This is a genomic window from Kitasatospora sp. NPDC036755 (assembly GCF_040636595.1).
Classification (GTDB): domain Bacteria; phylum Actinomycetota; class Actinomycetes; order Streptomycetales; family Streptomycetaceae; genus Kitasatospora.
Map to the genome: position 1 here is coordinate 1 of NZ_JBEZUT010000062.1, position 23,917 is coordinate 23,917.

21 protein-coding genes are annotated in these 23,917 nt (G+C 73.4%); 10 read left to right on the top strand and 11 right to left on the bottom strand.

Going from position 1 to position 23,917, the window contains the following annotated elements:
- Nucleotides 1–149 precede the first annotated feature (149 nt).
- The gene (locus AB0E96_RS12285) at nt 150–2,201 is read left to right on the top strand and encodes an SbcC/MukB-like Walker B domain-containing protein (RefSeq protein ID WP_359821872.1); all 2,052 of its coding nucleotides are present in this window, start codon (nt 150–152) and stop codon (nt 2,199–2,201) included.
- 31 nt (nt 2,202–2,232) lie between these two features.
- Here the strand turns inward: AB0E96_RS12285 and AB0E96_RS12290 are convergent, their stop codons facing one another.
- Complete coding sequence (locus tag AB0E96_RS12290) at nt 2,233–2,454, bottom strand: hypothetical protein (RefSeq protein ID WP_359821874.1); 222 nt, start codon at nt 2,452–2,454, stop codon at nt 2,233–2,235.
- 276 nt (nt 2,455–2,730) lie between these two features.
- On the opposite strand from AB0E96_RS12290, the gene AB0E96_RS12295 reads away from it, so the two are divergent.
- The gene (locus AB0E96_RS12295) at nt 2,731–3,285 is read left to right on the top strand and encodes a DUF1990 domain-containing protein (protein WP_359821876.1); all 555 of its coding nucleotides are present in this window, start codon (nt 2,731–2,733) and stop codon (nt 3,283–3,285) included.
- A gap of 129 nt (nt 3,286–3,414) precedes the next feature.
- On the opposite strand, the gene AB0E96_RS12300 is transcribed toward AB0E96_RS12295, so the two are convergent.
- Both AB0E96_RS12300 and AB0E96_RS12305 read right to left on the bottom strand, forming a co-directional pair.
- Nucleotides 3,415–3,873 (bottom strand): YjbQ family protein, encoded by a 459-nt coding sequence (locus AB0E96_RS12300; protein ID WP_359821878.1) that lies wholly within the window; start codon nt 3,871–3,873, stop codon nt 3,415–3,417.
- 254 nt (nt 3,874–4,127) lie between these two features.
- Nucleotides 4,128–4,394, bottom strand: coding sequence for a hypothetical protein (locus AB0E96_RS12305; RefSeq protein WP_359821880.1), 267 nt, complete (start codon nt 4,392–4,394; stop codon nt 4,128–4,130).
- Between the two features lie 920 nt (nt 4,395–5,314).
- Between AB0E96_RS12305 and AB0E96_RS12310 the strand changes: the two genes are divergently transcribed.
- Nucleotides 5,315–7,519: a bifunctional glycosyltransferase family 2 protein/CDP-glycerol:glycerophosphate glycerophosphotransferase gene (locus AB0E96_RS12310; RefSeq protein ID WP_359821882.1), complete on the top strand. Its 2,205-nt coding sequence runs from the start codon at nt 5,315–5,317 to the stop codon at nt 7,517–7,519.
- Between the two features lie 167 nt (nt 7,520–7,686).
- On the opposite strand, the gene AB0E96_RS12315 is transcribed toward AB0E96_RS12310, so the two are convergent.
- Nucleotides 7,687–7,899: an EF-hand domain-containing protein gene (locus AB0E96_RS12315; protein WP_224282188.1), complete on the bottom strand. Its 213-nt coding sequence runs from the start codon at nt 7,897–7,899 to the stop codon at nt 7,687–7,689.
- Between the two features lie 176 nt (nt 7,900–8,075).
- On the opposite strand from AB0E96_RS12315, the gene AB0E96_RS12320 reads away from it, so the two are divergent.
- Nucleotides 8,076–8,744, top strand: coding sequence for a lysophospholipid acyltransferase family protein (locus tag AB0E96_RS12320; protein WP_359821884.1), 669 nt, complete (start codon nt 8,076–8,078; stop codon nt 8,742–8,744).
- A gap of 77 nt (nt 8,745–8,821) precedes the next feature.
- On the opposite strand, the gene AB0E96_RS12325 is transcribed toward AB0E96_RS12320, so the two are convergent.
- Together AB0E96_RS12325 and AB0E96_RS12330 are read right to left on the bottom strand one after the other, a co-directional pair.
- The gene (locus tag AB0E96_RS12325; RefSeq protein ID WP_359821886.1) at nt 8,822–10,663 is read right to left on the bottom strand and encodes an ABC transporter ATP-binding protein; all 1,842 of its coding nucleotides are present in this window, start codon (nt 10,661–10,663) and stop codon (nt 8,822–8,824) included.
- A gap of 298 nt (nt 10,664–10,961) precedes the next feature.
- Nucleotides 10,962–11,735 carry an SDR family oxidoreductase gene (locus AB0E96_RS12330; protein ID WP_359821889.1) on the bottom strand — a complete coding sequence of 258 codons (774 nt, stop codon included), beginning with the start codon at nt 11,733–11,735 and terminating at the stop codon, nt 10,962–10,964.
- A 155-nt stretch (nt 11,736–11,890) separates the two neighbouring features.
- Here AB0E96_RS12330 and AB0E96_RS12335 point away from each other — a divergent pair, with 155 nt between their 5' ends.
- From AB0E96_RS12335 to AB0E96_RS12350, 4 genes are all read left to right on the top strand, one after another.
- The gene (locus AB0E96_RS12335) at nt 11,891–12,094 is read left to right on the top strand and encodes a hypothetical protein (RefSeq protein WP_359821891.1); all 204 of its coding nucleotides are present in this window, start codon (nt 11,891–11,893) and stop codon (nt 12,092–12,094) included.
- Between the two features lie 65 nt (nt 12,095–12,159).
- A complete protein-coding gene (locus AB0E96_RS12340; protein WP_359821893.1) occupies nt 12,160–12,912 on the top strand; it encodes a hypothetical protein in 753 nt (250 codons plus the stop codon).
- A complete protein-coding gene (locus AB0E96_RS12345; RefSeq protein ID WP_359821896.1) occupies nt 12,909–13,844 on the top strand; it encodes a hypothetical protein in 936 nt (311 codons plus the stop codon). Before AB0E96_RS12340 ends, AB0E96_RS12345 begins: the two co-directional genes overlap by 4 nt.
- A 56-nt stretch (nt 13,845–13,900) precedes the next feature.
- A complete protein-coding gene (locus AB0E96_RS12350; protein WP_359821898.1) occupies nt 13,901–15,127 on the top strand; it encodes a serine hydrolase domain-containing protein in 1,227 nt (408 codons plus the stop codon).
- Between the two features lie 65 nt (nt 15,128–15,192).
- Here AB0E96_RS12350 and AB0E96_RS12355 read toward each other — a convergent pair whose 3' ends face one another.
- Nucleotides 15,193–15,855: a LysE family translocator gene (locus AB0E96_RS12355; RefSeq protein ID WP_359821900.1), complete on the bottom strand. Its 663-nt coding sequence runs from the start codon at nt 15,853–15,855 to the stop codon at nt 15,193–15,195.
- A gap of 141 nt (nt 15,856–15,996) precedes the next feature.
- On the opposite strand from AB0E96_RS12355, the gene AB0E96_RS12360 reads away from it, so the two are divergent.
- Nucleotides 15,997–17,352 (top strand): PLP-dependent aminotransferase family protein, encoded by a 1,356-nt coding sequence (locus AB0E96_RS12360; RefSeq protein WP_359821902.1) that lies wholly within the window; start codon nt 15,997–15,999, stop codon nt 17,350–17,352.
- A 79-nt stretch (nt 17,353–17,431) separates the two neighbouring features.
- Here the strand turns inward: AB0E96_RS12360 and AB0E96_RS12365 are convergent, their stop codons facing one another.
- Genes AB0E96_RS12365 through AB0E96_RS12375 form a run of 3 tightly spaced genes read right to left on the bottom strand, consistent with a single transcriptional unit; the run spans nt 17,432 to nt 20,909 of the window.
- On the bottom strand, nt 17,432–18,331 hold the full coding sequence (locus AB0E96_RS12365; RefSeq protein ID WP_359821905.1) for an SDR family oxidoreductase: 900 nt from the start codon (nt 18,329–18,331) through the stop codon (nt 17,432–17,434).
- Nucleotides 18,328–19,341, bottom strand: coding sequence for an alpha/beta hydrolase (locus AB0E96_RS12370; RefSeq protein ID WP_359821908.1), 1,014 nt, complete (start codon nt 19,339–19,341; stop codon nt 18,328–18,330). The genes AB0E96_RS12365 and AB0E96_RS12370 overlap by 4 nt, the downstream gene beginning before the upstream one ends.
- The gene (locus AB0E96_RS12375) at nt 19,338–20,909 is read right to left on the bottom strand and encodes an NAD(P)/FAD-dependent oxidoreductase (protein ID WP_359821911.1); all 1,572 of its coding nucleotides are present in this window, start codon (nt 20,907–20,909) and stop codon (nt 19,338–19,340) included. Before AB0E96_RS12375 ends, AB0E96_RS12370 begins: the two co-directional genes overlap by 4 nt.
- Before the next feature lie 211 nt (nt 20,910–21,120).
- On the opposite strand from AB0E96_RS12375, the gene AB0E96_RS12380 reads away from it, so the two are divergent.
- A complete protein-coding gene (locus AB0E96_RS12380) occupies nt 21,121–21,897 on the top strand; it encodes a MerR family transcriptional regulator (RefSeq protein ID WP_359821913.1) in 777 nt (258 codons plus the stop codon).
- A gap of 314 nt (nt 21,898–22,211) precedes the next feature.
- On the opposite strand, the gene AB0E96_RS12385 is transcribed toward AB0E96_RS12380, so the two are convergent.
- Nucleotides 22,212–23,849 (bottom strand): M4 family metallopeptidase, encoded by a 1,638-nt coding sequence (locus AB0E96_RS12385; RefSeq protein WP_359821916.1) that lies wholly within the window; start codon nt 23,847–23,849, stop codon nt 22,212–22,214.
- Nucleotides 23,850–23,917: the final 68 nt, after the last annotated feature.

The window sequence follows — 23,917 nt, forward strand, 5'->3', positions numbered from 1 at the left end:
TTTTTTTAATGATCGGGCGACCCCTGTTTTTTACACTAAACCCGTAACACTATTTCCCTACACGCCGCTTTTCGTATCTGGAGCGACTCGGGGGGTTCGAGCCGGCCGCGGCCGCGGACCGGCAGCGGCTGGCCGCCGCCCAGGAGGCCGTGGGGGTGGAGTCGGCGCTGCGGCTGCGGGAGAACGCGGCCGAGTCGCTCGGGCGGGCGCGGCGGGCGGAGCGCCGGCACCGCGAGGTGCTGGCCGGCTCCGGCGCCGAGGGCCGGGAGCTCGCCGGGGCGGACGCCTCCGGACTGTCCGAGGCCGAGCTGCGGCTGCGGGCCGAGGTGGTCCGGTTGGAGACGGCCCGGGAGGAGGAGCGCCGGTGCCTCGAACTCGCCCGCGAGCAGGCCGTCCTGACGGTGGATCGGCGCGCATCCGAGGAGCTGGCCGAGGAGGCCGAGGACTGGCTCGCCGAGTTCGAGGGCGAGCTGGGCCGCTTGGAGCAGGAGCACGCCGAGGCCCGGTCGGCGACTTCCCTGGTCGAGCAACTGGACGGCCGGCGCAGCGAGTTGACCGACCGCCTGGACGCGGCCCGGGAGCGCGACGCACTGCGCGCCGAGATCGACGCGGCCGAGCCCGGGGTCGTCGCTCTGCGCACCGCCGCACTGGATGCCCGCGAACACAGCCTGGACCTTCGGGACCGCCGACTGAGCGGCATGGCCGCCGAGTTGGCCGAGCAGCTGCGCACCGGCGAGGCCTGTCGGGTCTGCGGCTCACCCGAGCACCCGGCGCCCGCCGAGGCCGCGCCCGGCAGCCGGGTCGACGCCGAGGACGAGGAGCGGGCGCGCCGGGCCCAGGCCGCCACCGAACGAGCCTGGACGGACGCCGACGGAGCGCTCACCGCGCTGCGGGTGCGCGAGGCCGCCGCCGCGGGCGCCTCCGGACCGGACGGCGCGGAGGCGCTCGCGCAGGCCCTCGCCGGGCTGGAGCGCGAACACCGCGAGGCCCGGCACGCGGCGGACGCGCTCGGCCGGGTCGAGCAGGAGATCGCCCGGCTGTCGCAGGACCGCACCCGCCGGGTCGACGAGCTGCACAAGGCGAGGGAGCGCGCCGCCGTGCTCTCCGACCGACTGCTGGCGCTCGGCACCGAGCAGCAGACGCTGACCGCCCGGGTGGCGGTCGCCCGGGGCGAGGCGGCCTCGGTCGCCGACCGGGCCGCGGCCCTCACCAGGCTCGCCGAGGCGGTCGCCGCGACGGCCACCGCCGCCCGCACGCACACGGAGGCGGCGGACCGGTTCGACGAGGCCGAGCAGGAGCTGGGCAAGGCCGCCGCCTCGGCGGGCTTCCCGGACGCCGAGGCGGCGCTGGCCGTCCTGCTTCCGCGCGAGGAGCGCGAGCGGCTGGAGGCCCGGCTGGAGCGACACCGCACGGAGACCGCTGCCGTCCGCCGCGAACTGGCGCTACCGGAGCTGGTCGAGGCCGCGGGCCGTCCGCCGGTGGACCTGCCCGCCGTCGCGGCCGCGCTCGGCGCCGCCACCGACCGGCTCGGCCGGGCGCACGCCGCCCTGTCCGCGGCCCGTGAGCGCTGCGGGGCCCTGGCCGAGATCGGACGGCAGCTGACCGGGCTCGCCGCCGAGCTGGCCCCGGCGCTGGACCGGTACGGCCGGATCAACCGGCTCGCCGCGCTCGCGGCCGGCACCTCGGCCGAGAACCGGCTGCGGATGCGACTGGAGTCGTACGTCCTGGCAGCACGGCTGGAGCAGGTCGCGGCGGCGGCCAGCGACCGGTTGGTCCGGATGTCCGGCGGGCGCTACACCCTGGTGCACAGCGACGACCGGGGCACCGGCACCAAGCGCTCGGGCCTGGCCCTGCGGGTGGTCGACGCCTGGACGGGCACCGAGCGGGACACCGCGACCCTCTCCGGCGGCGAGAGCTTCTTCGCCTCGCTCTCCCTCGCCCTGGGCCTGGCCGACGTGGTCACCGACGAAGCGGGCGGCATGCCGTTGGACACCCTCTTCATCGACGAGGGCTTCGGCACCCTCGACGAGCACGCCCTGGAGGAGGTCATGGACGTCCTCGACGGGCTGCGCGAGCGGGACCGCGCGGTCGGCATCGTCAGCCACGTCGCCGACCTGCGCAGCCGTATCCCCTCCCAGCTGCTGGTCCGCAAGGGTCGGCACGGCTCGACCCTTGCGCTGGCCGGGCGGGAGGACGCATAGCGCCGGCCGGCGGCCCGGGGCCGGTCCGGGGTCAGCCCGAGCAGGCGATCCGCTGCGCCTGCTGCCAGGCGCACACCGGGCAGAAGGTGCTGCCCGGCTGATCGGCGGGCAGTTCGGTCGGCTCGCCGCACAGGACGCAGTCGGCGCGTGGCCCGGGCACGTCCGGGTCGCGCCGCAGCGCCGCCTCCGCCCCGCCGCCCTCGGGCGCGAGTTCGCAGACGCCCGCTTCCTGCTTCGTACCGATGTCGCTCATGCCGTCTTCTCTACTCCTCACCCCTGCCCTGCGGCAACACTCCCCCCGGTACGGGGCCCGCAGCAGACGAATGACGCCGGACGGATGACGGCGGACAGGTGACAGGTGACAGGTGACAGATTTCAGCGAACAGATTTCAGCGAACGTTTTCTGAAATCTGTTCGCTGAAATCTGTTCGCCGCCGCCCGGAACCCGTCCGCCGCCGTCCCTCCACCGCGGCTCCACCGCCGAAGCCCCCCGCCGGCGCCCTCCCGCCCACCGGCTACCGTGACCGGCATGCCGACCGACCTGTACCGACGCCTGCTCGCCGCCCGCGCCACCACCCCGTCCTACCCCGAGGTGGGCGCCACCCGGGGTGGGGGCGGACGGCTCCCGGACGGCTACGCCCACCTGCGGCGCCGGGTGCACCTGGGGCACGGGCCGCAGGTGCTGGAGCGGGCCGGGCGGTACGTCCTCGGCTGGGGCAGCCAGCTGGGCACCGGCTTCGCGGCCTACCCCGCCGGCCCGGCCCGGGAGGGCGAAACGATCCTGCTGCGACTGAACCTGCCCGGGCTCCGGTGGCCGCGGCTGGTGATCCCCTGCCGGGTGGTGTGGACGGTGGAGGAGCCGGACCGGGTCGGCTTCGGGTACGGCACGCTCCCCGGCCACCCGGAGCGCGGCGAGGAGGCGTTCCTGGTGTCGATGGACGCCGACGGCGAGGTGTGGTTCGAGGTCACCGCGTTCTCCCGACTGTCCGCCTGGTACGCCAGGCTGGGCCGGCCGGTGGCCCTGCTCTGCCAGCATCTGGCGATCGAGCGCTACCTCGCCGCGGTGGCCACGCACGTCCGCTGAGCCCCGCAACGCCGCCGCCTCCCCCGGCTCCACCACCTCCACCGGGTCCGCCGGGGTCCGCCCGCCGGGCTGCCCGCCGTCGGGTGGCATGAGCCGGTCCGGTCCGAGGCATTCCGTCCCGCCCGGGCGTCAGCCGAGGAAGGACAGCCGGACGGTCCGGCGCGGATTGTCCCCGTTGGTGTCGACCAACACCACCGACTGCCAGACGCCGAGCGCCAGTTGACCGCCGAGCACGGGAAGGGTGGCGTGCGGGGCGACCAGGCCGGGCACCACGTGGTCCCGGCCGTGGCCGGGGCTGCCGTGCCGGTGGCGCCAGCGGTCGTCGGCCGGGAGCAGGTCCCGCAGGGTGGCGAGGAAGTCGTCGTCGCTGCCGGAGCCCGTCTCCAGCACCGCGATCCCCGCGGTGGCGTGCGGGACGAAGACGTTGAGCAGGCCGTCCCGCCCGGCGGCCCGTTCGTCGAGGAACGCGGCGCAGCGGTCGGTGATGTCGAGCGCGACCTCGCGGCTGCCGGTGGTGATCTCGAAGGTGCCGCTCTGGAAGGTGGTGGTCGGGAAGGACCCGGTCTGGGAGTGGTTGTTGTCCGCCATGGCGCCATCCTGTCCCAGGTCAGCCGGCCGGACGTACTCCCTCGCCGTCTCGCCGTGCCGGGGAGGCAACCTCGCGTAGGGTGAAAGGTTCAGACCACATCACTCACACCACCCACACCACCCGCGGCACCCACACTCTCCGGCGCACCCGTCCGGCCATCGCGCGGGAACACCGAAGACCCGGCGGACCGGAAGGTCCACCGGGTCGGTTCCCGGGCGGGCGGCGGGGAGGGACCCGTACCGCACCGGCCGGACTAGCCGCGCCCGCCGAAGAGGCTCCGCCGCAGCCGACGCAGCGGCGTCAGCAGCGAGATCCTGGTGTGGCGACGACGGGCCGTCGGGACCTCGGCGCCGCGCGGCGTGAGCTCCCTTATCAACCCGAGCGCTTCGGCGGTGTCCACCGCCGGGAGTGCGGGCGCGCCGAGCACGGCCAGGTGTCGGTCGATCCGGCGGCCGGTCGTGCCGACACCGCACTGGATCGCCGGCACGCGGGGCCGAGTCCGCACTTGCATGTGTTCCATCAGTTTTCCCACCCCTACGAGGCGCCAGGGCCGTGAGGCGAAGACTATCCGTGACGGACGGCCTTCGCGCAACCGTCCTTGGTGTTGTGCCACCGTATCGTGCGACGTCAACTGACGAAGCACCAGGGGCCGCCCGGCCGGTCACGACTAGGCATCAATGATGGTGCACGACCGGCCGTCCGTCACCGGTTTCGACAGACGCGGGTGCGGCAACGTCGCGCACGACGCGCGCCGGGCGCACGGCCGCACCCCGGCGACGCCCCGCACCGCACCGCCCGCGCACCGGCACGCCCCGCCGGATTCCGCCCACCGCCCACCGCCCACCGCCCACCGGCCTTCGCTCCCGCTCCTGCTCTCGCTCCCCGCAATAGGAGGGGACAGCCGCCACATCGACAAAGCGATCACCGCGGCAGCAGCCGGGCCGCACCCACACCCACACCCACACCCACACCCACACCCGTCGTGCACGCGCCTACCCCGACCTGTAACCTAGTGACTTCAGGAAGTGAACACATTCGAGGGATTGACTCCCGTCGAACCTCCAAGCAATATCTGATGCACGCGCCCGTGCCCCGCACCGCACTCAAGCGCGTGTTCGAGTGATGAAGAACTCCGGCTCCCGCGAGCCACTGCCCGGCCGCCTCGACGCTGCGGTGGCCAGGCTCGCGCGGTGCCCGGACCGGCGGTCGGCCGTAGAGGGTCGGCCGGACCGCCACCTGACTGCCGGTGCCGCCCCGCGAGGGGCCCGGCACCGGCGGTTCCGGGTCCACGCCCCCTCCACGGGCTCCGAATCACGCCGCCGCCCCGCATCCGCGCGCACGCCACGCCAACCCGGTGTCCGCACCCCGCCCGGGGCCCCGGAACGCCCGCCCCGGACGTCCGCGCAGGTCGCACCCGGTCGATCGGTACACTCGGCCAGCGTGTCCCTCCTCCTCAGCATCGTGCTCCCGGTCCACGGCGTGGAGCGGTACCTCCCCCGCTGCCTCGACTCGATCCTCGGCGACGTCCCCGCCGCGGAGACCCGCTTCGAGGTGATCGCGGTCGACGACCTCTCCCCGGACGGCTCCGGCGCGATCCTGGACGCCTACGCGGCCCGCGACAGCCGGCTGCGGGTGCTGCACCTCACCGAGAACCAGGGCCTCGGCGGCGCCCGCACCGCCGCCCTCCCGCAGGCCCGCGGCGAGTACCTCTGGTTCGTGGACAGCGACGACTGGGTGCCCGAGGGGACGGTCGGCGCCCTGCTGGACGAGCTGGCGCTGGAGCGCGGCCGGGAGACCCCCGTCGACGTGCTGGTCACCGGCTTCACCCACGTCTATCCGGACGGCGGGACGGAGCCCAACCCGTGGCGCCACGTGCTGGCCGGTTCCCCGCTGGTCGAGGGCTGCACCCTGGCGGAGCACCCCGCGCTGTTCCAGACCGTGATGTCGGTGTGGAACAAGGTGTTCCGCCGCGACTTCCTGGACGGACTCGGCGTCTCCTTCGGCCGCGGCTACTACGAGGACATCTCGGTCACCTACCCGGCGCTACTGGCCGCCGAGCGGCTGCGCTACCTCGACCGGCCCTGCTACTTCTACCGGCGCGGCCGGGCCGGCGCGATCACCGCGACCGCCTCCCCCAAGCACGCCGACGTGTTCGCCCAGTACGACGCGATCTTCGCCTTCCTGGACCGCCCGGACCGCCCCGGCCGGCCCGTCCCGGACTCGCTGCGCACCCTGGTCTTCGACCGGACCGTGCGCCAGGCGCTGAACGTCTACGACACCCCCGGCCTGGTCCCCACCGACCTGCGCAAGGACTTCTTCCAGCGGATCGCCCGGCACTTCGACCGCCACCGCCCGGCCGGCTACCGCTTCCCCGGCGGGGTGCGCGGCGTGCAGTACCGGCTGGCCGCCCGCGGAGCCCGGATCGCGTACGCGGAACTGCGCCGCACCGGTCGGCTGCCGCGCGAACTCAAGCGCGGGGCGAGGGCGGTGGCACCCGCGGTGAAGAAGGGCATGCGCAGCGGCGCCCGGTTCACCGCGTACAACGCGTTCCGCCGGCTGCCGCTGGACCCGAACCTCGCGGTCTACGCCGCGTACTGGCACCGGGGTTACGCGTGCAGCCCGGCGGCGATCTACGAGAAGGCGAAGGAACTCGCCCCGCGGATCCGGGGCGTGTGGGTGGTGGAGAACCGCGCCCAGGCCGCCACGCTGCCGCCCGGGGTGCCCTACGTGATCGTCAACACCCCCGCCTACCTCAAAGCGATGGCGACCGCCAAGTACTTCGTCAACAACGTCAACTTCCCCCGCACCATGACGAAGCGGGCGGGCACGGTGCACGTCCAGACCCAGCACGGCACCCCGCTCAAGGCGATGGGCATGGACCTGCGCGACCACCCGGCGGCGGCCGAGGGGATGGACTTCGACCTGCTCCAGGAGGCCGTCGACCGCTGGGACTTCCTGGTCTCCCCCAACCCGCACACCAGCGGGCACTTCGCCCGCGCCTTCCCCGGCCGGTACGAGATGCTGGACACCGGCTACCCCCGCAACGACCGCCTGGCGAACGCCACTTCGGACGAGGTCCGGGAGCTGCGCGAGCGGCTCGGGCTGCGGCCCGGCACCCGGGCGGTGCTGTACGCGCCGACCCATCGCGGCAGCAAGGGCGGTTACGTGCCGCTGCTGGACGTGGCGGAGCTGGCCCGGCGGCTGGGCCCGGACTTCACGCTGCTGGTGCGCACCCACTACTTCCACACCGACGGCCCGGGTGACCTGACCGGGGCCGGGGCGGAGTCGGCGCGGATCGTGGACGTCTCGACGCACCCGACCGTCGAGGACCTCTACCTCGCGGCGGACGTGCTGGTGACGGACTACTCGTCGATGATGTTCGACTACGCGGTGCTGGACCGGCCGGTGGTGATCTTCGCCCCGGACTGGGAGGAGTACCAGCGCGAACGCGGCGTCTACTTCGACCTGTTCGCGGAGCCGCCGGGCGCGGTCACGGTGGACGCGGACGGGCTGGCGCGGGCCCTGCTGGCGGGCGACCCGGAGCCGGCCGCGCGGGAGCGGTTCCGGGCGAAGTTCTGCGTCTGGGACGACGGCGGCGCCGCGGAGCGGGTGGTGCGACGGGTGTTCCCGGTGGAGCGGGGGTAGCACCCGCCGGAGGAGCTCACGCGGAGAGCCTGTACGGGAACAGGCTCCGCACGGGGCCTCCACACGGAGCCTCCGCACGGGGCCGGCGCCGCCGGTACGGCGACCGGCCCCGTCGACGCAGGTCCGGAGCAGGCTCGACAGCGGCCCCGAGCGGACCCGGGGCGGGATCAGCGCTGGCGGGCAGCCAGGAACTCCTCGAAGGTCAGCACGCCGTCGTGGTTGGTGTCCATGCTGTGGATCAGCGCCTCGGCCATCGAGAGGGTGACGTCGTGGTCGCCCATCTCGTTGGCGGCCAGGGCGTACTCGGCCGCGGTGATCTTACCGTCGCCGTCCTTGTCGAAGCGGTCGAAAAAGGCCTTGATCGCCTCGGTGGTCTCCATCGTGCCCTCCTGGGTACTGCGGGGTGTCGCTCGGTTCGGACGGCCGTACCCTACCCGGCCGTGGCGTGCGCCACGGTCGTCGGGAGTGGACGTGCGCGGGGGTCGGTGTCGTAGTCTGCGGATCTGATTGCAGGCCCGGGCTCCTCCCGGGCGTTCGTTCGTCCAGGGAGGGAATCGTGCTCGACCTCGCCACCAAGTTGGTGCTGAAACCGGTCTCGCGGGGGATCTGGCGGCCGGTCATCGAGGGAATCGAGAACGTGCCGCGCAAGGGCGGGGTGATCCTGGCCAGCAACCACCTGTCCTTCATCGACAGCGTGGTGATCCCGCTGACCGCCCCGCGCCGGGTCCACTTCCTCGCCAAGGCCGAGTACTTCACCGGCACCGGGCTCAAGGGCCGGCTCTCCAAGGGCTTCTTCGAGGCCATCGGGGCCGTGCCGGTCGAGCGCGGCACCTACCGTTCCGCTCAGGCCTCGCTGGAGTCGGCGCTGGAGATCCTGGAGAGCGGCAAGGCGTTCGGTATCTACCCCGAGGGCACCCGTTCCCTGGACGGCCGGCTCTACCGGGGCAAGACGGGCGTCGCCTGGCTGGCGCTGACCGCGGGCGTGCCGGTGGTCCCGGTGGCGCTGGAGGGCCCGGAGCAGATCCTGCCGGTGGGCAAGCGGGTGCCGCGGCTGAAGAAGGTGACGGTCCGCTTCGGCGAGCCGCTGCACTTCGACGAGCTGCACGGGCAGGCCCGTTCGCTGAAGGCCCGCCGGCAGGTCACCGACGAGGTGATGGCGGCCATCCAGCGACTCTCCGGCCAGGAGGTCGCGGAGAGCTACAACGAGGTCCCGAAGGCCGCCTGACCGCCCTCCGCTCAGCCCGAGGCCACCCTGCCGCCCAGCCGCCTCGGCTGTCCCGACCGCCCGGCCCGCCCGTCCGGTCAGACGGGCTCGGCCACGGCCGACGGCTCGGGCCGCCCGGCGGCCTCCGGCACCTCCCGGCGCAGCAGCGCCGCGTACCGGCCGTCCAGTGCCACCAGCTCCTCGTGGGTGCCGAGTTCGACCACCTCGCCGTGGTCCAGCACGGCTATCTGGTCGGCGGTGCGGACGGTGGAGAGCCGGTGCGCGATGGTGATGGTGGTGCGGCCGACGGCCAGGGCGTCCACGGCCTGCTGGACGGCGTGCTCGGTGCGGTTGTCGAGCGCGCTGGTGGCCTCGTCGAGGATGAGCACCGGCGGGTTGCGCAGGATCGTCCGGGCGAGCGCGAGGCGCTGCTTCTCGCCGCCGGAGAAGCGGTAGCCGCGCTCGCCGACGAGGGTGTCGTAGCCGTCCGGGAGGGCGGCGATGGTGTCGTGGACCTGTGCGGCCCGCGCGGCCTCGACGAGTTCGGCGTCGCTGGCGCCGGGCTTGGCGAAGCGCAGGTTCTCGGCGACCGAGGCGTGGAAGAGGTAGGTCTCCTGGGAGACCACGCCGACCGCGCGGGACAGGGTGTCGAAGGACAGCTCGCGCACGTCCACGCCGTCCAGGGTGACCAGTCCGCCGGTCACGTCGTACAGCCGCGGCACGAGGTAGCTGAGGGTGGTCTTGCCCGAGCCGGTCTCGCCGACCACGGCCAGTGAACTCCCGGCCGGGACGGTGAGGTCGACGCCGGACAGGGTCGGGCGCTCCTGTGCCGGGTCGTAGCGGAAGTCGACGTCCTTGAAGCGGACTTCTCCGCGCAGGTCGGTCAGGGTGACCGGCTCGGCCGGTTCCTCGATCTCCACCGGCAGGTCGAGGTACTCGAAGATGCGCTGGAAGAGCGCGAGCGAGGTCTGCACGTCCACGCCGGTGGAGAGCAGGCTGACGGTCGGGCGGAAGAGGCCCTGCTGGAGGGTCACGAAGGCGACCAGGGTGCCGACCGAGACGATCGGCGCGCCCGCGGCGGAGGTCAGTCCGGCCGCCCAGTAGATCAGTGCGGGCATCGCGGCCATCACGATCTGGATGGTGTTCATCCGCCAGCGCCCGGCCATGCTGGCCTGCACTTCCAGGCCCGCCAGCCGGTCGGACTGCTCGGTGAACTCCCGGGCGAGCGAGCCGGAGCGGCCCATCGTGCGGCCCAGCAGGATGCCGCTGACCGAGAGCGACTCCTGGACCGCCGAGCTCATCGCGGCCAGCTGCTTCTGCCGCTCGGTGGTGATCTTCTTGCGCTCCTGGCCGACCCTGCGGCTGATCCACACGAACAGCGGGAGCAGCAGCAGCGAGACGACGGTCAGCCGCCAGTCCAGGGCGACCATGGCGACGACGGAGGCGACCACCGCGGTCAGGTTGGAGACCAGGCTGGTCGCGGTGGAGGTCACCGTGGACTGCATGCCGCCGATGTCGTTGGCGATCCGGGACTGCACCTCGCCGGTGCGGGTGCGGGTGAAGAAGGCCAGGGACTGCCGCTGGAGGTGGCCGTAGACGGCGGTGCGCAGGTCGTGCATCACGCGCTGGCCGACGGTGGTGGAGATCAGCGTCTGGAGCACGTTGAAGATGCTGTTCACCACGGCGGTGAGGATCATCCCGAGCGCGAGCAGGCTGAGCAGCCCGGTGCGGCCCTGCGGGATGGCGGTGTCCAGGACGGCCCTGAGCAGGAAGGGCGAGACGACCGAGACCACGGCCGAGGCGGCGACCAGCAGCCCGACGACGGCCAGGCGGCCCCGGTACGGGCGGAAGAGCGCGAGGATGCGGCGCCACTCGGCCGGCGGGCGGGATTCGCCCGCGGCGCGCTCGGGCGGGGTCCAGTCGATGGTGGTGGGCCTCAAGGACGGGCCTCCCTGGGTGGGACGGTCGGGCGGGCGGTCGGGCTGGGGTCAGCATAGCGAGGGTAGCTCATTGTTAGACAAGCTAATAGTGAGGGCGACTCTATTCCTCACCCGCGACCCTCGCCGACGCCCCACCCCCGGCCCTCACCGCCCCGCCCGACGCCCTCGCCGCCCCTCCCGGCGCCCGACGTTCGACGTCCGACGTCCGACGTCCGACGCCCGGCGCCCAGCGCCCAGCGCCCAGCGCCCGGGGCCGCCCTCCCGCAGCCGACCGCCGTACGCCCGACCGCCCCGGCCCTCAGTTGGTCCGGTAGGTCCGCGCGGCCTTCGAGGAGAGCCCGCCGAGCTTGCCGGAGGGCAGCGCCCGGGCGATCGCCACGGCCGCCTTGTACCGCTTACCCGGCACGGACACGGACCGGCCCCGGGCCAGGTCGCGCATCGCCTCGTCCACCACCCGCTCGGCGGAGAGCCAGGACCAGGACGGGATGTTGCCGGTGCCCATGCCCGCGCGCTCGTGGAACTCGGTCCGGGTGAAACCCGGACACAGCGCCATCATCCGCACGCCCGTCCCGCCGAGGTCGCGCAGCACTCCCTGGGTGAAGCTGACCACCCAGGCCTTGCTCGCTCCGTACGTGCCGCGCGGCAGGAAGGCCGCCACCGAGGCGACGTTGACGATCGCCCCGCGCCCGCGCTCCCGCATGCCGGGCAGGGCGGCCGTGGTCAGCCGCAGGATCGCCTCGATGTGCACCTTCAGCATGGCCAGTTCGTCGTCGAGCGGGACGGTCCCGAAGGCGCCCTTGTTGCCGAAGCCGGCGTTGTTGACCAGGAGGTCCACCGGGCGGGCGGAGTCGGAGAGCCGGGCCTCCACGGCGCCGATGCCCTCGTCGGTCGCGAGGTCGGCGGTCAGCACCTCCGCCTCGATGCCGTACCTGCCGTGCAGGTCGGCGGCGGCGCGCTCCAGGCGCTCGGTGTCTCGGGCCACCAGGACGAGCCGGTAGCCGCTGCGGGCGAGCCGGCGGGCGAAGGCGGCTCCGATGCCGGCGGTCGCGCCGGTGATCAAGGCTGTGGTCATGCCCCCGACCGTACCGACTCCTCGCATCCGGGCCCACATCCAGGGCAATGCCGCAGCTCAGCGCACTGCGGATGCAGGTCCCCGGGGGTGCTCGTAATGTCGAACAGGGGCATCGTCCGACCGGGCGGTGAAATCCAGTTGAGGAGGCACATCTGATGCTTACTCAGTTCCGGACCGAAACGGCTTCGACGTCACACAGCGCGACGCTGGAAGCCGAGACACTCGCGAGCCTGATGGTGGAGGACGAGGCCGTCGTGTCCGACGCGCCCACGTACCTGCCCGAGGCCGCCGGCGCGGTGCTGCTCGCCGCCCTGCTGCTCCTCTCGCCGAAGGGCCCCAAGGAGAAGCCGACCCGGTAGGTCGACCCCTCCACTGTCGGGCCTCGCGCCCGTGACCAACCCTCCTGAAGGGGGACCCGATCACCATGCCAACCGCCGAGACCCCTCTCCGTGACGAGTACGCCGCGGCGGTCGAGCGGGTGGCGGACCGGACCCTCGCCGTCCTCCGGGACGGCGAGGGCACGGCCGCACTCGCGGACCCCGACAGCCTCGTGCCCCGCCCGCTACTGGCCGCGGTACGGGTGCTGGGTGCGGACCTCTTCGCACCGCAGCTGCTCACCGGCGCGGAGCCCGACGGCACCACCGCCGCCCTGCTGGCCGAGGCACGCGTGGCCTTCCCCGCACCCGTCCCCTCCTCCCAGGAGGCCGCACTGGTGATCGGATGGCAGGACTGGGCGGCCGGCCTGCTGCTCGCCCGCACTCCGTACGGGGCCGCCGTCCCGCCGCCCGCCCCGCTGTCCGGCCCGGAGGACGTCGGCTGGCAGGCGTGGTCGAAGCGGATGGCGCAGCTCTCCTCGCTGGCACTGCCCACCATGGACGGCCCGATGCACGACGCCGCCCGCGCGAACACCCTGGACCTCGCCCGCGGGGCCGTCCGCAGCATGCTCCGCCGCGACCCCACCACCGCCGTCCGGCTCGCCCGGTGGCTCGCGTGGGCCCGGGCCGACGGCCGGACGCTGCGACTGGAGCTCGAACCCGTCCTGGACCGGATCCGGCTGGCCGGCGACGGAACGGCCCGGTCCTCCCTCGAACTCGCCATCGCCCAGCGCCTGCTGACCATATCGACCGGCGTCGGCGGCCCGGACGACACGAACGGCCCGAACGGGGTGACGAGATGACGGACACCGAGGTGCTCGCCACCGCCCAACAGCTCGGCTCCCGCTCACTGGCCTGGCTGCACGACGGCTACCAGCGCGGCTACAGCCGACTCGACGAAAGCACCATCGTCGACCTGGCCGACCCCGAAGACGTCTACAAGCCGCTCTGCGAGGCCGCGTTGGCCTCCTCCCTGGTCCTGCGCGACGGCGTCACCGGCCCGCACGATGCCCGCCTCGCGCGCGAACTCCTCGAAGCCGCCTGGGGCCAGCTGGGCGAGGGCGACCTACTGCTCGAACGCCAGTTGCGGCACGTCACCCTCGTCGACCCGCTGGAGACGTACGGCCACTTCGCGCGGTCCGGCTACCGCCACGCCGCCATGGAGGAGTTGCTCACCTCGATCGGCCGGCTCCGAGCCGTGCACGCCGTCGAGATCCAGGGCAGCCGCCACCTCGCCCTCGCCAACGCCCGGCGGATCTCGGGCCTCGAACCGCAGCCGGACTGGCCCCGACTGGCCCGGAACACCTGGCTCGGCGCCCTCCCCGAACCCTGGACCATCGCCTGGGTGATCGCCTACCAGGTCACCCACACCGTCTTCCACCTCACCGACTGGGGCGCCCGGCCCGAGTGCCTGCCCGAGCCGATGCGCGACTACCTGCGCGACTGGCTGCCGGTCTGGCTCGACATCTGGCTGGAGATCGAGCAGTGGGACCTCGCCGGTGAACTGCTCATCGTGGACTCGTGCATCGGGGAACCGGTCACCGGCCGGACCGGCTGGGACGCGCTGACCGCGGCCCAGCAGGCCGACGGCATGATCAAGTGCGAGGGCTCCGCACCCGACAACGACGACCCGGAGGAGGACTTCCGCCAGCACTGCCACACCGCGGTGGTCGGGGTCGTGGCGGCAACCGTCACGCTCTCCCGGGCGCTCGGCGGCACACCGGTGGCCTCTTGAGCCGGGCCGACGCGAACGGGCACGGCGCGAGCAGGGCGGACACGGAGCTTCTGGGCATGATCGGCCCGAACGCGAGCGGCCCGACCTCGCACGGCCCGGACACGAGCCACCCGGACGCCAGCTGCTCGAACGCCAACCGCTCGAACGCCAACCGCCCGAACGCCAACCGCCCGAACGCCAACCGCCCGGACGCCAACCGCCTGGACGCCGCCGTCGCGGCGGCGGTCCGGGCGGCCCGGCCCTACGCCACCGCCGTGACGATCGCCCTGGTCCACGGGGACCGGGCCGAGGTGCGCTGCTTCGGACGGACCGGACGGAGCCCGGGCGCCGCGCCCTGCACACCCGGCACCGTCTTCGAACTCGGCTCCGTCAGCAAGACGTTCACCGCCCTGCTGCTCGCGGAGATGGCCGCGCGCGGTGAACTCGCCCTGGACGACCCGGTCGAGGACCGGCTGCCGCACCGCTGGCGCGCGGCGAAGGTCCGTTCGGCGGAACCCATCCGACTGCTGCACCTGGCCACCCACACCTCGGGCCTGCCCGGGCTCCCCCCGGGACTGCTCGCCAAGGCCGTTCCGGCCTGGTTCAGCAACCCGTACGAGACGTACGGCGACGAGCAGTTGCGGGAGTCTCTGGCCCGAACCACGGTACGTGGAACGCCCGGTAGCCGGTACGGGTACTCCAACTACGGGGTCGGCCTGCTCGGACGGCTGCTCGCCGAGACCGGCGGGATGCCCTACGGCGATCTGCTCGCCGAACGGATCTGCCGGCCCTTGGGCCTGCGCGCCACGACCTGCGCCCCGGATCCACCGGGGCGGGCGACCGGGTACCGCCGCGGACGGGCGCTCCCGCCCTGGCGGATTCCCGGACTGCCGGGAGCCGGCGCGGTCCGGGCCGACGGGGCGGACCTGCTGCGCTACCTCCGGGCCCACCTGGACGGCGGCACGGCGGCGGCCCCGGGATCCGGCCCGGCGCCGAACCCCGCCGGAGAACCCGCCGCAGACCCGGGCGACGGGCTGGGAGCCGCCCTGCGGGACGTCCAGCGGCTGCGGTTGCGGCTTCCGCACTCCACCGACCGGATCGGCCTGGTGTGGATGCACCGCCGCTCGGGCGACCGGGACCTCTACTTCCACAGCGGTGGCACCCGCGGGTTCACCGCCTTCGTGGGGTTCTCCCCGGAGGGATCGGCGGCCGTCGCGGCGGTGGCCAACACCGCTCCGGCACTGGACGGCCGCTTCGTCCAGGCCGGGTACGAGGTGCTGCGGGTCGCCAGTCGCTGCCAGTAGCCGGGCGGGGCCGGTCCCCGGGCCAGGTCCGGCAGCAGCCGGTCGGTTCCGGTGGCCCGTCCGCGCTAGACGGCGACGGCCTTGGCCCGGTCGGCGGCGATGTGCACGGCGAGTCCGGCGAGGACGGTGCCCATCACGTAGCGCTGGATCCGCAACCAGCCGGGCCGGCGGTTGAGGAAGGCCGCTATGCCGCCCGCGCTCACCGCGATCAGGCCGTTGACGGTGATCGCGACGGCGATCTGGGTCAGGCCCAGCAGCAGGCTCTGCACGGCGACGTGACCGCGCTCCGGGACCACGAACTGGGGCAGCAGCGAGATGTACATGATGGCGATCTTGGGATTGAGCAGGCAGGTCAGGAAACCCATCGTGAACAGGCGGCGCGGCGGGTCCGGCGGGAGCTGCTGGGGCGCGAAGACCGCCGTACCACCCGGCTTGACGGCCTTCCAGGCGAGCCAGAGCAGGTAGCCGGCACCGGCCAGCTTGATCGCGGTGTAGAGGACGGGCACCACCGAGAAGACCGCGGCCACCCCGGCCGTCACCGCGGCCAGGTAGACCAGGAACCCGGCAGCGACCCCGACCAGCGAGACCAGCCCGGCGCGGCGGCCCTGCGCGATCGAGCGGGACACCAGGTAGATCATGTTGGGCCCGGGCGACAGCACCATGCCCAGGGCCACGGCGGCGATCCCGAGCACGGCCCGGCCGTCCACGGCGGATGTCAACGCGTCCATACGAGGAGGCTAGGGCGGGCCGCCAGGTCGATGCAATGATGACTTTGCCCTCGGTGCAATGCGGGACGGGAACGGGCAGCGGGGTTGCGGGCGGAAGGACGGGAAGACCATGACGAGGAACCCCTGGAGGGCCGACCGGCAATGGACGACTACCGCCTGATCGCCGACCGGATCGCCGCCGAGATCGCGGACGGGCGACTGCGGCCCGGCCAGCAGCTGCCCACCCAGCGCGCCTTCGCCCGCGGCCGGGGCATCGCCAACTCGACGGCGGGGCGCGTGTACCGCGAACTGGCCCGGCGCGGACTCACCGTCGGGGAAGTCGGGCGCGGAACCTTCGTACGGGCCGGACGCGCACCGGACGACGCCCGAGTGGCACTGGCGGAACCGGCCGCCACCCCCGTGGACCTGGAGCTCAACTACCCCACCGCCCCCGGGCAGGCCGCGCTGCTGGCGGGCGGGCTGGCACCGCTGCTGCGGCCGGACGCCCTGGGCGAGGCGCTGCGTCCCGTCGGCGCGGCCGGGACGGGCGCCGCACGGCGGGCCTTCGCGGGGCTGGTGTCGATCGACTCCTGGCAGGTCGACGCGGAGGACCTGCTGTTCGCCGGCAACGGGCGGCAGGCCATTGCCGGCGCGCTGTCCGCACTGGTGCCGCCCGGCCGGCGGCTGGGCGTGGAGGAGCTGACCTATCCGGTGGTCAAGGCGGTGGCGGAGCGCCTGGGCATCACGCTGGTGCCGCTGGCCGTGGACGGGCACGGACTGCTGCCGGACGCCGTGGCGGCCGCCCACCGGGCCGGACCGCTGCACGCGGTGTACGTCCAACCGCGTCTGCAGAACCCGCTCGGCACGAGCCTGCCGCACGAGCGGGCGGTCGCGCTCGCGGCGGTGCTGCGAGGGTTCGACCTGCCGGCGGTCGAGGACGCCGTCTGGTCCTTCCTGCGGCCCGGGTCCGTACCGCTGGCCGCGCTCGCACCGGAGCGCACCGTGCTCGTGGACAGCCTCTCCAAGCGGCTCGCCCCGGGGCTGACCACCGGGTTCGCGGTCGCGCCGGCGGCGCTGCGCGAGCGGGTGGCGGGGGCACTGCGCTCGGGCGGGTGGACGCCGAGCGGCTTCGCGCTGGAGGCGGCGGTGCGCTGGATCGGGGACGGCACGCTGGCCGCGGTGGAGGCGTCGAAGCGCGCCGACGCGGCGGCCCGGCAACTCCTGGCGCGCGAGGTGCTGGCGGGCCGGCGGCTGCGGTCCGACCCGGGCTCCTACTACCTCTGGTGGGAGCTGCCGGCCGGCCAACGGGCGGAGACCTTCGTCGCCGGGGCGGCGCGGGCCGGAATCTCGGTCACGCCCGCGACGGCCTTCGCCGTCGACCCCCGGCGCTCCCCCTCGGCCGTCCGGGTCGGACTCGCCTCCCCGCCGCTGCCGGTGCTGGGGCGGGCCCTGGAGACGCTGGCGAAGCTGGCGGGGTCGGCGGGGTCGGCGGACGAACAACACACGACGGACAGATGACAGCTGACAGACTATGAAATCTGTCAGCTGTCATCTGTCATCCGCCATCTGTGATCTGTCATCCGTCGACTGTCAGCCGTCAGTTCCGGCTCCCGCCGCCCCGGACCGCCGTGTCCGCCGCGCCTCCGGCGCCCACGGCGCGCAGCCGGCTCGCGGCGGTGGCGGCGAGCTGGGGAGCGAGCCGGGCGACCTCTCGGGAGCCGACCACCGAGATCAGGGTCGGCAGCAGCCAGCGCACCGGCTGCATGCCGCGCAGCCAGGCCTGCGCGTAGACGTGGGCGGAGCGGCGGGCGATCCCGGCGACGATCCGCTCCACCGCGGGCTCCAGCGGGTAGGTCTTGTTGGCCGGCCACGGCAGCCCGGAGCGCATCTGCCGCAGCACGGCATCCTCGTCGGCCCCGCGCACCATGTCCGTGTCGGTCCAACTCAGGTACCCGACACCGACCTTGACCCCCTGGTACGCCACCTCTGCGCGGATCGAGTGGGCGAAGGCCTCCACCCCTGACTTGCTGGCGCAGTAGGCGCTCATCAGCGGCGCGGGGGTCAGCGCGGCGAGCGAGGCGATCTGCAGCAGGTATCCCCGGCTCTCGGTGAGCGCCGGCAGGAAGGCCCGCGCGGTGGCCACACTGCCGAGCAGGTTGACCTCGATGACCCGGCTGAACGCCCTGTGGTCGCTGTCGGCCAGCGGCCCGCCGATGGCGATCCCGGCGTTGGCGACGACGGTGTCGATCCGCCCGTAGTGCTCCTTGATCCGCCGGGCGGTGTCCTCCAGCGCCTCGAGGTCGGTGACGTCGACCTCCCAGCTCGTCGCGGACGGGCCGCACTGGGCGGCGACGGCCTTCAGCTCCTCCGGCTCCAGCCCGAGCAGGGCCACCTTGGCACCGCGCCGGGCGAGCTTGCGGGCCAGCGACGCCCCGACGCCGCGCGCGGCCCCGGTGACGACGACGACCTGCGCGGACAACGGCGGGATGGCGTTCATGAGACGGCGGTCCTCTCGTCGACGGAAGCGGTAACGGCGGCAGGCACCTCGGTGGCAAGCGCAGGAGCAGACACAGGAGCAGGCTCAGCTGAAGGCGCGGCCGCCAGGAACGCGGAGGCCATCCGGTGGATCTCGGCGGCGACCTCCGCCGGGCGCTCCAGCGGGGCCATGTGGCCGACCCCGGGCAGAAGCAACAGCCCCTGAGGGTTCTGGAGTTCGGCGACGATCCGGTGAGCGTGCACCGGCGGGGTCAGCCGGTCGCCGGTGCCGACCACCACCGCCGTGGGCGCGGCGAGCCGGGCCAGCCCGGCGTGGACGTCCAGCCGGTCCAGCACCGCGGCCCAGTTGGCGCGGACAGCGGTCGGGCAGGCGTGCACGATCCGGGCCGTCGCCTCGACCTGCCCGGCGGGCGAACCGGGCCCCATGGTCGCGTACTTGAGCGCCACCCGGCTGGCCGGCGAGACCGGCCCGAGCGGCAGCCGGGAGCGCAGGAGCTGCCGGTGGAGGAAGCGCCGCAGGCGCCGGGCCCGTACGGCGGGTGGCAGGACGGTGAGTTCGGCCACCAGCTCGCCCGGCCCGGTGGAGATCAGGACGGCCGCGGCGGTCCGTTCGGCGACGTCGGGGCGGCCGCCGGCGGCCATGATGGTCATCCCGCCCATGCTGTGCCCGGCCAGCACGGCCCGCTCGCCCGCCGGGACGGTTCGTGCGAGCACGGCGGACAGGTCCTCGGCCAGTGCCCGGGTCGAGTAGCGGGCCCGGCTCGGCGGGATCTCACTGCGCCCGTGGCCCCGCTGGTCGTAGACGACCACCCGGTAGCGGTCGGCCAGTCGGCGGATCACCGGGGCCCAGAAGACGGTCGAGCAGGTCCAGCCGTGCGCGAGCATCACGGTGGGCGCGCCGGGTCGGCCGTGCACCTCGACGTGCAGCCGGATCCCGTCCGCCGAGCGGACGCTCGACTCCTCGACGGGAACGGGCGGCTCGTACTCCTCGGACAGGTGGACGCCGCTCATGCGGACACCCCCTGGACGGCGCGGGTGGCAGCCGACGCGGTGCGCATGATCAGCTCGTACTCGCCGAGGTCGACCTTGCGGGTGGCCCGGCGGAACGAGGTGGTGGAGCCGGGCCAGAGCACGGTGTTCTTGCCGTTCGGGTCGAGGTACCAGCTGAGGCAGCCACCGGTGGTCCAGACCGTGCGGTCCATCCGGTGCTGGAGTTCGAGGTTCCACTGCCGCTGGGCCCGCGCGGTGGGCTGCATCGCGGCGGCGCCGATCGATCCGAGCGTGGTCAACGCGTCGATCATGTAGTTGAGTTGGGACTCGATCATGAGGATCATCGAGCTGTTGCCGAGGCCGGTGTTGGGCCCGATGACGAAGAAGAGGTTCGGGAAGCCGTGCACGGTGGAACCGCGCAGCGCCTCCATGCCGTCCTTCCACTCCTCCGCCAGGCTGGTGCCGTCGGCGCCGAAGACCCGCGCGCCGATGGGCATGTCGGTGACGTGGAAGCCGGTGCCGAAGACGATGGCGTCCACCTCGTGCTCGCTGCCGTCGGCCGCGACCAGTGTGGAGCCGCGCAGTTCGCGCAGGCCGGAGGAGACGACCTCGGTGTTGGCCGCCGCGAGCGCCGGGTAGTAGGTGTTGCTGAGCAGGATGCGCTTGCAGCCGATCCGGTAGTCCGGGGTGAGCCGGGCGCGCAGCTCCGGGTCGGGGACGCCCTGGGCGATGTGGCGTTCGGCGAGCTGCTGGACCAGGCGCAGCAGTCCGGGGCGGCGCACGAACGCGTCCACCTGCATCTCGCGGAGCGCGAAGAGGGTGCCGCGGCGGATCTTCGCGGTGACCGGCAGGCGGCCGTGCAGCCACTTCTCCAGCTGGGTGATCTCGCGGTCGCGGCGTGGCAGCACCCAGGCCGGGGTGCGCTGGAAGACCGTCAGCTTGCCGGCCTTCGGCTGGATCGCCGGGATGATCTGGGCGGCGGAGGCGCCGGTGCCGACCATCGCGACGCGCTTGCCGGTCAGGTCGAAGTCGTGGTCCCAGCGGGAGGAGTGGAACACCTTGCCTGGGAAGCCGCTCAGCCCGGGCAGGTCGGGGATCTGCGGGTCGGCGAGCGGTCCGGCGGCGGAGACGATGGCGTCGGCGGTCCACTGGCCGGCCGAGGTGGTGATCCGCCAGTGGGTCTGCTCGCTCTCCCAACGGGCTTCCAGCACTTCGGTGTTGAAGTGCAGGTGCGGGCGGAGACCGAAGACGGTGGCGACCTTCTCCAGGTAGGCGCGGATGTCCGGCTGACCGGAGAAGCTGCGCGGCCAGTCGGGGTTGGGCGCGAAGGAGAAGGAGTAGAGGTGCGAGGGCACGTCGCAGGCGCAGCCGGGGTAGCTGTTGTCGCGCCAGGTGCCGCCGACCGAGTCCGCCCGCTCCAGCACGACGAAGTCGGTGATCCCGGCGCGGCGCAGTCGGACCGCGGCGCCGAGGCCGCCGAAGCCGGAGCCGATCACCGCCACCCGGACGTGCGGGACGGGCTCCTGCCCGGCGCTGGTGCCGGTCGCTGCGGACGCGCCGGAGCGGGGGCGCTTGCTGCTGGATGCCATGCGGCAACCTCCTGAGGGTGGGACGTGACCGTCGCGCTCTCCCGGGGCCGGTGCCCGGGACCTCCCGGTGGGCTGCCCTCCGGGACCCTGCCAATCGCGCCAGTAATCACTGGCATGGTTGGCAGGGTAGCCCTTGCTGACACCGGATGGAAGAAGCGCGACGGCTCCGGTTCGGGGAGCCTTCCGGGCCGACGGTCCTATGCTGATCGCCGTGGACAAGGTCAGAGCTGCTGCGGACGACAGAAAACGCGAGTACCGGGTGGAGGAACTGGCCGAGGCGGCCGGCATCACCACCCGCACCCTGCGCTTCTACCGCGAGCGCAAACTGCTCCAGCCACCCCGCAAGGAGGGCCGCATCGCCTGGTACGGCGAGGAGCACCTGGCCCGGCTGCGGATGATCGGCGAGCTACTCGACCGCGGCCACACCCTGGGCGGCATCGCCGAGCTGATCGGCGCCGGCGAGAGCGGGCGGGACGTCGCCGAGCTGATCGGGCTGGAAGCGGCGATCGTGGCGCCGTGGTCCGACGAGACCCCGGTCCGGCTGGACTGGGACGAGCTGAGGACCGTCTTCGGCGACCAGCTCACCGAGGAGAACACCGCCGAGTCGATCGCCCAGGGCTACATCACCGTCGAGGAGGACGGCATCACCCACGTGAGCCGGCGCCTGATGGACGCCACCACCGAGCTGGTGGCGGAGGGGGTGCCGCTCTCGGCCGTACTGGAGGCGAGCCGGCGCACCCGGGAGCACGTGGACGCCATCGCCGAGGTCTTCATCGAGGTGGTCAGCGAGCACCTGCTCAGCGCACTGTCCGCCGACACCCCGCTGCCGCCCGGCGAGGCGGCCCGGCTCACCGAGCGCATCATGCGGGTGCGGCCGCTGGCGCGCACCGTCGCGGACGCCCAGTTCACCCTGGCCATGGACCGGCGGGTGCACGTCGAGTACGCCGAACTCCTGCGCCAGCGACGGGAGAACGGTCCCGAGGCGTAGCCGGGCCGCTGTGCGGGCGGGGAATCCCGCGCCCCGCCCCCACGCCGAGGGGTGCCGCCGGCGCCCCGCCCGCTCAGCCGCCGATCGGCGAATCGGAGTGGAAGCTGCACGAGAACCGAAATTGACGTATCGTCAGGCGTCACACAGCAGGGGCGACGGTGGTCCGCTCACCGTCGCCCCTGCCGTACTCCCCCGCCGGCCGGCACCCACGGCCCGGCGGGGCCCTCGACACCACTCCCGGGCCCGATCGGACCAGGCCCGGCCCCGGCTCGGCTCCGGTCTTCCCTCATGCCCGAAGTCGACCGGGAGCGGCGTCAGTTGACGTTGACCGCCGTCCAGGAGGCGGCGACCGCGTTGTACTCCGCGCTGCTCGACCCGTACAGGTCCGCGGCCGCGCTGAGGGTGCCCGCACGGGCGCCCGCGTAGTCGGTGGTGGAGGTGAAGTAGGTGGTCAGCGCGCGGTACCAGATCTGCGCGGCCTTGTCCCGGCCGATGCCCGCGAGCGTGGAGTTGTCGTACGTCGGGCTGTTGTAGCTGAACCCGTTGATCGTCTTCGCGCCGCTGCCCTCGGACAGCAGGTAGAAGAAGTGGTTCGCCACCCCGGACGAGTAGTGCACGTCCAGGTTGCCGACGTTCGCGTCCCAGTAGTCCGCCGAGCCGCCGTCCTTGCTCGGCTGGTCCATGTAGCGCAGCGGGGTGCCGTTGCCGTTGAGGTTGATCAGCTCGCCGATCCAGTAGTTCGGCGGGTTGGAGGGCAGGTTGGCGTACCACTCGACCATCGTGCCCATGATGTCCGAGGTGGCCTCGTTGAGGCCGCCGGACTCGCCCGCGTAGTTGAGGTTGGCGGTCGCGGCGGTGACGCCGTGGCTCATCTCGTGGCCGGCCACGTCGATCTCGGTGAGCGGTGCGGTGTTGTTGCTGCCGTCGCCGTACGACATGCAGAAGCAGCTGTCGTCCCAGAAGGCGTTGACGTAGTTGGAGCCGTAGTGCACCCGGCTCAGCGCGCCGACCCCGTCGTTGCGGATGCCGCTGCGGCCGAAGGTCGTCTTGTAGAAGTCCCAGGTGGTCGCGGCACCGAACTGGGCGTCGACGGCGGCGGATTCGCGGCTGTTGACGGTTCCGTCGCCGAAGCTGTCGCTGGTGTTGGCGAACAGCGAACCGGTCCCGTCGGTGCCGTTGTTGAGGTCGCTGGTGGACTGGCCGCCGCGGCTCGCGTCCCGCAGCTGGTACTGCGAGCCGCTCTGGGTGGTGGTCAGCGGGACCTGGCCGACGAAGATGCCGTTGCCGGTGCCGGACGCGGTCTCGATCGTCTCGTGCGTGGCGAGGACCCGGCCGTCCGCGGCGTCGGTGACCAGGATCTGGCGGCTCGGGGTGCCGTCGGCGCGCGCGCCCTCGACCGTGGTGCGGTACGCCAGACGGGGGTTGCCATCGGAGGCCCACACCACCAGTTCGGCCTGGCCGGCCGGGCGCACCTCGGTGAGCGGGGACTCGTCGGCGTCGGCGGCCACCCCGACCGTGGCCTTGACCGTCCCGGTGACCTGCGCGGCCGCCTGGTCGGCGGCGATCTTCGGGGTCAGGTTCGACAGCGCGATCCGCGCGGCGACCGCCTTGTCGACCGCCTTCACGGAGCCGTCGGCCTTCTGGTGGACGACGAGGTCGCCGCCGATCACCGGCAGCCCCGCGTAGGTGCGCTCGAAGCGCAGGTGGCGGGTGCCGTCCTTGTCCACCGCGGCGTCCTTGGCGACCAGTTGCTCCTTGTCGCCGAGCTTGAGCGCCTTGGCCAGCGGGCCGGCCTGACCGGCCGCCAGCTTGAGCGCGGTCGCGTGCTGCTGGGCGGCCTGGGCCTGCAGCGAGGGGGTGGGAGCGGCCTGGGCGGCGGTGCTCACCTGGATCACGCCGGTCAACAGGGCCGTGGCCGAGAGTACGGCGACGGCCGCGAGCTTACGCTTCACGTACGAGTCCTTCCGGAAAACCGCGCTGGGCGCGGTCGCGCCGCGTCCCGGGGGGCCGGGTCGGCACC